At 41.9% G+C, this 10,227-nt stretch carries 9 protein-coding genes; 5 read left to right on the top strand and 4 right to left on the bottom strand.

Annotated elements, in window-relative coordinates; translation table 11 throughout:
* The first annotated feature begins 193 nt into the window (after positions 1-193).
* Positions 194-511 carry a hypothetical protein gene (locus ABES03_RS24455; RefSeq protein WP_430121616.1) on the top strand — a complete coding sequence of 106 codons (318 nt, stop codon included), beginning with the start codon at positions 194-196 and terminating at the stop codon, positions 509-511.
* A gap of 65 nt (positions 512-576) precedes the next feature.
* Here ABES03_RS24455 and ABES03_RS24450 read toward each other — a convergent pair whose 3' ends face one another.
* Complete coding sequence (locus tag ABES03_RS24450) at positions 577-1,020, bottom strand: ferritin-like domain-containing protein (protein WP_430121614.1); 444 nt, start codon at positions 1,018-1,020, stop codon at positions 577-579.
* Positions 1,021-1,387: 367 nt separating this feature from the next.
* Here ABES03_RS24450 and ABES03_RS24445 point away from each other — a divergent pair, with 367 nt between their 5' ends.
* Positions 1,388-3,184: an N-acetylmuramoyl-L-alanine amidase gene (locus tag ABES03_RS24445; protein ID WP_430121612.1), complete on the top strand. Its 1,797-nt coding sequence runs from the start codon at positions 1,388-1,390 to the stop codon at positions 3,182-3,184.
* Between the two features lie 84 nt (positions 3,185-3,268).
* On the opposite strand, the gene ABES03_RS24440 is transcribed toward ABES03_RS24445, so the two are convergent.
* The 3 genes from ABES03_RS24440 to ABES03_RS24430 all read right to left on the bottom strand — a co-directional run bounded on the left by ABES03_RS24440 (position 3,269) and on the right by ABES03_RS24430 (position 5,856).
* The gene (locus tag ABES03_RS24440) at positions 3,269-4,600 is read right to left on the bottom strand and encodes a sensor histidine kinase (protein WP_430121610.1); all 1,332 of its coding nucleotides are present in this window, start codon (positions 4,598-4,600) and stop codon (positions 3,269-3,271) included.
* 1 nt (position 4,601) lies between these two features.
* Positions 4,602-5,279, bottom strand: coding sequence for a response regulator transcription factor (locus ABES03_RS24435; RefSeq protein ID WP_430121608.1), 678 nt, complete (start codon positions 5,277-5,279; stop codon positions 4,602-4,604).
* 70 nt (positions 5,280-5,349) lie between these two features.
* The gene (locus ABES03_RS24430; RefSeq protein ID WP_430121606.1) at positions 5,350-5,856 is read right to left on the bottom strand and encodes a hypothetical protein; all 507 of its coding nucleotides are present in this window, start codon (positions 5,854-5,856) and stop codon (positions 5,350-5,352) included.
* A gap of 258 nt (positions 5,857-6,114) precedes the next feature.
* Between ABES03_RS24430 and ABES03_RS24425 the strand changes: the two genes are divergently transcribed.
* The 3 genes from ABES03_RS24425 (at position 6,115) to ABES03_RS24415 (ending at position 9,886) form a co-directional block, all read left to right on the top strand.
* On the top strand, positions 6,115-6,684 hold the full coding sequence (locus tag ABES03_RS24425) for a sigma-70 family RNA polymerase sigma factor (protein ID WP_430121604.1): 570 nt from the start codon (positions 6,115-6,117) through the stop codon (positions 6,682-6,684).
* Positions 6,674-7,732, top strand: a complete 1,059-nt coding sequence (locus ABES03_RS24420) for a DUF4030 domain-containing protein (protein ID WP_430121602.1) — start codon at positions 6,674-6,676, stop codon at positions 7,730-7,732. The genes ABES03_RS24425 and ABES03_RS24420 overlap by 11 nt, the downstream gene beginning before the upstream one ends.
* A 117-nt stretch (positions 7,733-7,849) precedes the next feature.
* Positions 7,850-9,886 carry a molybdopterin-containing oxidoreductase family protein gene (locus ABES03_RS24415; RefSeq protein WP_430121600.1) on the top strand — a complete coding sequence of 679 codons (2,037 nt, stop codon included), beginning with the start codon at positions 7,850-7,852 and terminating at the stop codon, positions 9,884-9,886.
* The last annotated feature ends 341 nt before the right edge of the window (positions 9,887-10,227 follow it).

Raw genomic sequence — 10,227 nt, 5'->3', positions numbered from 1 at the left:
ACATAATAATGGGCTTGACTCTTCAAACATTTTTTAGCGAGAAATACTCACGAATGACGACTAACTCTATAATCGACTTCCCTCCCGCCGATATGTTGCAATCAAGTTACGATTCCCTAAATAATGTATAAAAAGTCCTAGGTGGTAATATTTATTTTTATATGGCGGATTGTTTTTAATTACTTCTGGGGGGATGCTTCTGAAGGCGATAAGAATAATACAATGGCTGATTGGAATTTTCCTTTTTGTGTATGGTGTGTATCTTATTTTTGGTGTACAGGAATTCTTTGGTACCTTAGCAATCATTGCCGCGTTTCTAATCTTCCCTAGCCTTGAAAGTAAAGGCCAAACTGCTGCATCTGCCTCTAAAAGTTATAGCAACGACCCGTATCATGCCTCTGCCTTCAATACGATTGATTCAGACGAATCCGATGATGGTGACCACAATGACTCAGATGATGGAGACCTCAATAACGATGGGGACTACGGTGGAGACTCCAATGATGACTAACCCAAATCACAAAAAAACAGGGCTGACCCCGTGAGAGTACCCTCCCCTTGTCAGCCCTGTTTTTTCTATTGTTTATTTTTCGTAAAATAATACAGGAACCACACCGCATGATTTTGCTCGTCTGCCGCTGCTCTACGGAAAACTTCCTTAACATATGGATCGGTTGCTTCATCCGCTATATCAAGATAAAAATCCACCGTTTCTTGCTCATCCACTAATGCAAACTCCAAACCCTTCACATAGGTATTCGGACACTCCTCCGAAACCTTTGGTTGAGGCTGTCTGCCAGTCAGACTTGTGTAGATCCTTACAAATTGATGATAATGTTTCTTTTCATCTTCTCGTATCTCAAGAATTTGCTTCCGCTGCTTTTCCTTCGTGGCCATTTTTGCAATTTTCTCATAACACTTGATCGCACTAAATTCCCCGTTAATCGCTTTTTCAATATCTTGAATCAACTTATTTTGTTGTCTGCTTAAAGCATCAGAGTAATTTGAATAAGGATACATAGCTCTTCCCCTCCTTGTTTCTACCTATCCCTATCTTACGAATGACTGGATTATTGGGTGCCTGCCCATCAGGTGAATTTTTCAAAAGACACACTTCGTCTATTTTCAACAAAACCCATCCAAATAAGCGTTTTCAATAATAAGAGAGAAAAAAGATTGTCGATTTTCGCTTCACATTATAGTAAATACAGTTTAATATTAAATTAACAAATTAAGGATAGACTAATAGTTTTTGGTAAAAAACTACACAAGACCTCTAGAGCAAAAGGAGTGTGAGAAATCTAGTAGAGGCAGGAATACAGCTCGGTATCTTGAGACTGTAGCGACTCTTTAGAGTGACACTTAGCACAGAAAGGGAATTTTAGCGTTGAAGAAGAAAATTTTACTCTTATCGATTTTTGCAATATTACTAATGAACTTGGGGACCGGTTTATCTCCATCTTATGCGGCGACCACTGGGTGGAAGCTTGAAAATGGCAAATGGTATTACTACCAAAATGATGCTACTGTAAAAGGCTGGATCTTTATAAGGGATAAATGGTATTACCTTGATTCCAAAGGTGTAATGAAGACAGGATGGCTCCTTGACAAAGGAAAATGGTATTACCTGCAGGCAGATGGTGCTATGAAAACAGGATGGGTTAACATCAATAAAAAATGGTACTTCCTTCAAGCAGATGGTTCAATGAAAACTGGCTGGCTGTTACAAGGAACGGATTGGTATTACTTAAATTCAAGCGGCGAGCGAAGTAGTGGTCTCCTATCGGTAAATTCCAAATTATACTATTTGAATAATGATGGAGTTATGCTGGCAAATCAATGGCAAGAAGTGAATGGAAAGAAATACTTTTTTAAAATCGATGGCTCTGCTGCAACGACTGTAACTGAAATTGCAGAAAAAAAGTATCTGTTTAACACAGACGGAACTCTAGTCTTTGGTTGGAAACTCGTAAATGGCAAATGGTATTTTTCCAATCTCGAAGGAATTGTTCAAACCGGCTGGGTAACCGACAATGGAAAGAAATACTTCATTGATACAAATGGGGTTATGCAAACAGGTTGGGTTGATGAACAAGGAAAAAAATACTATTTTAATAATAGTGGAGCGCTAACAACCGGAATGACTACATTGGATAGTAAAACTTACTATTTTAATAATGAGGGAGTTCTGAATGCTGGCGACTGGATTGTGGTCGATGCCAAGAAATATTACGCAGATGCAACTGGTTCGCTTAAAAAAGGCTGGTTATTATTAAATAACATCTGGTACTATTTTGCGAATGATTTTTCCATGAAAACGGGATGGGTGCTTGACGGCGGCAAATGGTACTATCTTAATGACCAAGGCCAAATGCAGACGGGCTGGGTACTAGATAACAATAAGAAATATTATCTTAAAAGTAACGGGGCAATGCAAACAGGCTGGCTCAAACTTGATGGTAAGTGGTTCTACCTAAATCAATCAGGAGCTTTGTTAACTGGTTGGTTCCAAGATAAAGGGCTATGGTACTATTCCGATACTAACGGTATCATGCAAACAGGCTGGATTACAGTAAACGGCGAGGAATTTTTCCTAGAGTCCAACGGTGTCTGGATACCAATCACGAATGAATTAATTGGGAAAACAATTATTATTGATCCTGGGCATGGCGGTTATGATGGCGGAGCTAATGCGGCAGGAGTGTTTGAAAAAAACATCAATTTACAAGTAAGCTTAAAATTTGCAGAAGCGCTTAGAAAACATGGTGCGACAGTCTACATGACAAGAAGTAAGGATGAATTTATTTCACTAGATAATAGAGTGATATACTCCAACTCTATTAAACCGGACGCTTTTATCAGTATTCACGTCAACTCATCTACCAGCACAAGTGCATCAGGTATTGAGGCCTATCACAATTCTGAGGACGGTGTCATGCCGGCGGAAAGCAAGCAATTAGCGACATTGCTCCAGAACGAACTTATTACAGCAACTGGAGCCTTTAGTAGAGGAATAAAGGATGAGAGCTTTCGAGTGATTAGAGATAATGAAGCACCCGCTGTCTTAGTGGAAATTGGCTTCGTCTCCAATCCGACGGAACGAGCCAACCTGACAAGTGACACCTACCAGAACAAATTGGTGAGTGGATTGATCAATGGTGTACTTAAGTTTTTCAAGCCCTAGTTGCTTAATAATAGGACCAAACAATAAAAAGAAGATACCCCGCCATGTTTCATTCTTGGAGGTGGTATCTTCTTTTTATTAGGTTTAGCTTGGTACACCCCTCAAGTAAACTCTAAAAACAGCTCCTCCCTGCTCTCGATTATAGGCAGAAATGGTTCCACCGTGGCCTTCGATGATTGCCTTTGTAATCGCTAGGCCAATTCCCGAGCCGCCGGCATCACCACTATAAAAACGCTGAAACACCTTCGTCACTTCACCATTAGCGAATCCCTTGCCATCGTCCGACACCTCTACAGAGATCCCCGTGTCGTCCTTTAACATCTCGGATCTCACAATAACCTTAAATTTCGAATACCGGATGGCATTCCCCAACAAATTAATGAACGCCCTTTTCATTTTTTCACGATCCAACAAAACCGGTTCCATCACGCAACTATCCACTTCCAACTCGATTCCACGTTGCTCAGCCAGTGCCCTGACACTCTCCACGGCCTCACCAATTATCTTATCAAGTGATTCTCCTCTAAATACAAAGCTCTCCTCGACACTCTCCAGCTTCGCTAAATAGGTGATGCCTTCGACAATTCGTTTCAAGCGCTGACTCTCGGCGATAATTACGTTGAGACTGGCATTCACTTCTTCACCTTTCACCACTCCGTCCAAAATTCCCTCTGCATTTCCTTGAATCGCCATTAACGGTGTTTTCAACTCATGGGAAGCATTCTGAAAAAAGACCTTTTGATCCTCGTCATACTTCTTCAACCTGTGGGACAATGCATGGAAACTGTTGGCTAATTCCCCTACTTCATCCTTTGACTTCAGCTCTAACTCCTTGTTCTCTCCTTTTAGTGAGAACTGTTTCATATGCTCCGTTAATCTCCTTATCGGCCGCGTTAAACTTTTTTCAAAAAACACACCCAAACCAACTGCAATTAATGCTGAAATAATTAAGCTAATCAACTGTGACCTTCGCATGAGAAGATTGATTTCTTTGATCTCATCCAGCCGTTCCACCAAGGTGACATATCCCTTCGTCTTCCCATTCTTAGACGTGATCGCAACGGTCTCAGAAACAAACTTCTCCTTCGGATCTAGTCTAAATTCAGCAAGGGTCGCATCCTTCAAATCTGTATAAATAATTTCCTCATTTTTGCTCCAAATAATCATTTCCGAAGACAGCAACCGTTCAGACAGTGCCAGCGCCTTGCGATTCACCAGCTGTTCTTTTACTGTTAGGCTTGATAGAACCGTCTTCCCTAGTAATTGACTCACCACACTGGCTTCCTTATGAAGTTGCTGTTTGGTTTCATGAATTAAATAACGCTGGGCAATGAAATGAAAAGTTAGGCTAGTAATCAAGAAAATACTAATAATTAATAGAAAATATGTGGATAAGAGCTTTGCGCCAATTTTCATGTTAATCATCCACCCGGTATCCATAACCCCAAATCGTTGATAGTTCAACCGTAGACTCGTGCTGCTCTAGCTTTTTACGAACGCGCTTCACAAGATCATCAATCAGCCGACCATCCCCGGTATATTCATACCCCCAAATAAACTCAAGCAGTTCTTCCCTTGTGAATGGCTTTCCTTTATTCCGTGCTAGAAAAATAAACAAATCATATTCTTTGGCTGTTAATTTGATTTCCAGCCCATCTTTTTCTATGTATCTCCGTTCAAAATCAATCGTTATATCACGGATCGTCAGCATTTGCGGTTTACTTACCGTTGTTTTTTCCATCCGTTTAAATAGATTTTTAATCCGAACCATCAGTTCTCTTGGACTAAATGGCTTTGTTAAATAGTCATCGCCCCCCAGCTCCAACCCTAATATCCGATCAAACTCCCCGTCCCGGGCCGAGACAAAAATAATCGGTATATCACTCGATTTGCGGATCTCTTTACAGAGCTCTAGCCCATCCATATGAGGAAGCATGATATCAATCACCAGCAAATCGGGTTTTAAGCGCAGCATCTCCTGATACACATTCTCCCCATCAGAAAAAAGCGTGACTTTATAGCCTTCGTTTTCCATGTATTTTTGCAAAATATCGCGGATATTCTTTTCATCATCTATCACAAAAATATGCTTCATCACGGCTTCACCTCGCCATAATTATATAGGAAAAAGAGATAGTATGAACACACTATCTCCCTGGTTCGGTCTAATTTAAATTGGCAATCATCTGATCAAGCAGCGTTAACTGCTCTTTTAATTTGTCGTTGACTTGTTGCTGAGCCGCAATGACCTTGTCGAACTGTTCAGTTGCATCTCCCGCTTTTACAGCCTCCTTCAGTGCCTTCCTCTCATCCTTACCCTTTGTTAATAGAGCTTTCAATTCGCCATTTTTTGATTTCAACTGCTTCTTACTTTCCTTGACCTGCTTCAGAGCTTCTTTATTTCCACTCTTTTTTGCTGCTAAAAATAGATCGACTAACTGGTCCTTTTTCTCGACCATTTGTTTTTTCAAGTCTAACCGTTCTTCACGCAATTGATTCACTTGATGGATTTGCTCTTGGTATTTACTTAACTTCTCGAACTTGTTCCCGTTATGTTCTTTTGCCTCGACAGTTGGAGGGTTATCAGCCGCATGTGCAGTCTGAATTTGATAGGTGCCGCCTAGCAGCAATAGGGCACCCACTCCTGCCATCAATCCCTTTTTCAGGTTCATCTTCAACACTCCTTCGCTTGTCTTACTTACCTTCTCAGTATAGCCCATGGGTTCGGCAGAACTTCGGAATAAATGTGTGAAAAGTGTGTGAAAAAAATCAACCTCTTCTCGCCAACCGCTCGCGCCTGCAGCGGACATCAACAGACAATTTTAACAAAGCCTTTACAAGAGAAATGGTACTATTAAACTTAACAGGAATTTTTTCGGAACCTAAACCACTTCACTTCGTCTAAGTTTGTAGGAAAGGGGGACATTGAAGTGTATGTAATAAAAAGAAAAGAGCATTCAACTCCTAATGAAATCAGCTATTTATCCAAGGATGACCAGCTCGCATGGTTAATGGATGAATATGGAGATATGGTCGTCCGACTTGCATTTACATATGTCAAAAATAAAGAATTGGCCGAGGATATCTCACAGGAAGTATTTATCAGCTGCTATAACCACCTTGACGAATTCCAAAATCGATCGACTTATAAAACCTGGCTATACCGTATCACTGCCAATAAATGCAAGGATGTCTTGAAAAGTTGGTCCTATAGAAACCTTCAATACAAAGACCTTTTACAAATGATTTTAAAAAGTGGGGCACCTACAGCGGATATGAAAATGATTGAGAGTGAAGAGAAAGAGTTGATTTTCCAACAGGTGCTCTCTCTCCCACTCAAATTGAGAGAAGTGATTACCCTTTACTATTATGAGGAATGTACCGTCGATGAGATTGCCAAACTTTTAAATCTCAATACCAATACAGTAAAAACCAGGCTTCATCGCGGAAGAAATTCATTAAAAACATCACTAAAGGGGAGCAATATTTATGAAAAATAATGTAAAATACCCTAAACCTGTATTGGATGAACTACAATTTAAGAACGAACATAAGCAATATGTTTTAAATAAAATCAAGCAGCAAAACGGAGAAAAACAATTGGGCACAAAAAAGAGAGCTTCGAGAAAAGTGCTCTTTTCAAGCATCACCGCTGCCGCCATTTTTGTCATCTTAATTGGGTCTGCCAATTTGTCACTTGGTGCGGCCAAGGTAGCCGCAAAGATTCCTTACTTCCATTTGTTTATCCAGCAAGAAGAATATAAATATGCGGCGGCAGAAGTGATTGGCGATGTCGCCAATGACAAAGGGTACCAGCTCGGCTCCTTTGAACTATCCATTCCTGATAAAGAAGTAAAATTAGGATTGCGGTACTCAAAGAGTGATTACAACAACATCAAGGGCAAAGTGGAGAAAAATGTGAATAAAGCATTAATCGCCAATAATTTTGGAAGCTTTGATATTATCACCAAGCGTGAAAGAGTCATTGTTCCTGAAAAGGAAGATCCGAAAGTTGAGAAGTATCAAAAGGATAGTGAAGCCCTTCAGCAGCAGATTATCGCCTATCTTGAGAAAAATCATTACGAGATGCCCTTCCCAGTTGAGGCTAGAATCAATCAGTTTGAGAGATTCATCTATGTAGCGATTCCAAAAACAGAAACAAGAACTGAAGAACTGAAGCAGTTCCTCGATACCACAACCGCTTTGTATGGCGGCAAGTTTAAATATCGAATTAGTAAAATCGATATGAAGGCGCGCGAACAGGAATTACGTTGGGGAAAAAATAATATCATTAGTATTCTTGTCGGTGGTCTTATGGCGAACAAAGAGTTTAAAGTAAGTGGCTTTTCTTATTCCTTCCACCCACTTCCACTACAAATTACGATTAAGACATCTGTCGATTCCTCCGACGGCGATGCGAAGGAGCTCGCGAAACGAATCGAAGATGAGATCAACAGCTTCATTCAAACAGATGACTTAACCAAAGAAGTCCGGAACGACCCATACGAAATTACCATTTTGAGTAAAGATAAAAAGAAAATCAATTAAGACGAAGGGGGTGTGACTTGGGGTCAGGCCCCCTTTGTCATGGGGACAGACCCCCTTTGACACATTTTCTGATAAGATAGGAGGTAAGATTACATTTGTTCAAAGGAGGATTGGTCTATGCAGCAAGATGGGGTGTTCCGTTCTGTTTGCTCCCTTGATTGTCCTGATCAATGTGGGCTGCTCTTGCATAAAAGGGACGGAAAGATTGTGAAGGTAGAAGGCGATCCGGAGCATCCGGTGACGAGAGGGCATATTTGCAACAAGGTTCGCAACATGACTGAACGGATTTATGACGAAAAGCGATTACACTATCCACTCAAGCGAGTCGGAGCTAAAGGCGAAGGAAAGTTTGAGCGGGTCAGCTGGGATGAAGCGATTCGTACGATTACAACCCGCTGGAAGGATCTAATTGAATCCGATGGCCCCGAGAGCATCCTTCCCTACAGCTTTTATGGAAATATGGGACGGCTTACCGCAGAGGGCATGGACCGCCGTTTCTTCAACCAATTAGGTGCTTCTCAGTTGGACCGGACAATTTGTTCCTCGGCCGGCTCTGTTGGCTACAGCTATACCATGGGCAGCAGCCTAGGAGTCGACCCTGAGGACACCATCGAATCTAAACTCATTATCTTTTGGGGGATTAATGCAGCAAGCACCAACATGCATCAGGTAGCCCTGGCCCAAAAAGCACGGAAGCAGAATGGCGCTAAGATTATTGTGATTGATGTCCACAAAAATCAAACAGGTAGATTAGCAGATTGGTTTATTCCGATTTTACCAGGGACCGACAGCGCTCTTGCCCTTGGGGTGATGCATATTTTGTTTGCGGAAGCCATGGTGGACTTTGATTTTTTACAAACCTATACAGTAGGACATGAGGAATTACGCGAGCATGTTAGCCAATACGATCCCGACACAGTTTCCACCATTACAGGCGTACCGGCAGAAGATATCTACAAACTTGCCCGCCTGTACGGAACAACCTCTCCTGCTTTTATTCGAATTGGGAACGGACCACAGCATCACGATAACGGCGGCATGTTCGTCCGTACGGTGTCCTGCCTACCTGCCCTTACCGGCCAATGGCAAATAAAAGGCGGCGGTGCGATTAAAGGAAATTCTGCGTATCTCGCATTCAATACAAATGGTTTGCAGCGGCCGGACCTTTTGAAAAAGAAAACAACACGGACGATTAATATGAATCAAATTGGGGATGCGCTACTGACGCTAGATCCTCCAATTCAATCCCTGTATGTATACGGCTCGAACCCAGCCGTTGTTGCACCATCTAGCCAGAAGGTGCGTGAAGGTCTTAGACGTGAGGACTTATTTCTCGTGGTTCATGATTTATTTTTAACAGAAACGGCCATGTATGCGGACCTTGTTTTACCAGCGACCTCCTCCTTTGAGAATACAGACTTTTATACTTCCTACTGGCACCATTACATTCAGCTTCAGCAACCTGTGATGGAGCCATATGGGGAATCGAAATCAAATGTGGAGGTCTTCCAATTGCTAGCAAAAGGGATGGGATTGGATGAGCCTGCCTTAGAGGAGACTGAAGCAGAGATGATTGCTACAGCCCTAGATTATCCGCGGAACCCTGGCCTGAAGGGAATCAATTATGATGCTCTCGTCAAGCATTCCTATATGAAGGCAACTGTGAAACCGATGTTTCCTGGAAGACTTGCGACACCTAGCGGGAAAATAGAGTTATATTCCGAGAGAATGCATGAGGCCGGGCACCCCCCTTTACCAACATACGTACCATTGATAAATGACGGGGACCATCCCTTTCAATTTGTTCCAGGACCTAATCACAATTTCTTAAACTCTACTTTTTCTACTAATCTAAAACACGTCACACTGGAAAAAGAACCACGTGTGCATATCAATCAAAAGGATGCCCTTCCGTTAGGAATTGGGGATGGAGACCAGGTTCGTGTGTGGAACGATCGTGGGGAGTGTGTGCTAAAGGCTACTGTTGGAGAAAGTGTTCTTCCCGGCGTCGTGGTTACCCAAGGACTTTGGGCCGACCGAGATGGAGCGAAACAGCTGGTCAACCAACTCACACCCGACCGAATCGCCGACATGGGCGGCGGCGCCACCTTTTTTTCAGGAAGAGTGAGCTTGGAGCGAATTCGCAAAAATTGAAAAAGGAAGGTAGCTTTTCAGAATAGTAAAGGGTTCTGTTTTGAGGTGCTTTTCTTAAATTACGTGCAGAAATGACAGTCGTAGGGTTCTCTTGGATTTTCGAGATAAAACTCACTCCCTTTTAATGTTCTTATATCGAGTAACCAGCAAAAATAAGCGGAGATTTTCCGCTTAATTGAAAAATGGGGCTCGTTTCGGGGAAAATAAGCGGAGGTTTTCCGCTTATACAAAGAAAAACCTCCCCTTTTCCCCGTTTTTTGGGTCAATAGGCGGAATTTCTCCGTCTACTTCAGCCCTTTTTAATAATAATTAATAAATAAGGATTAAGTCCATATAATTGT

The organism is Neobacillus rhizosphaerae (genome assembly GCF_050477885.1).
Classification (GTDB): domain Bacteria; phylum Bacillota; class Bacilli; order Bacillales; family Cytobacillaceae; genus Neobacillus; species Neobacillus rhizosphaerae_A.
Note: the sequence above shows the minus strand (reverse complement) of the source record. Positions and strands in the feature narration are given on the sequence as shown.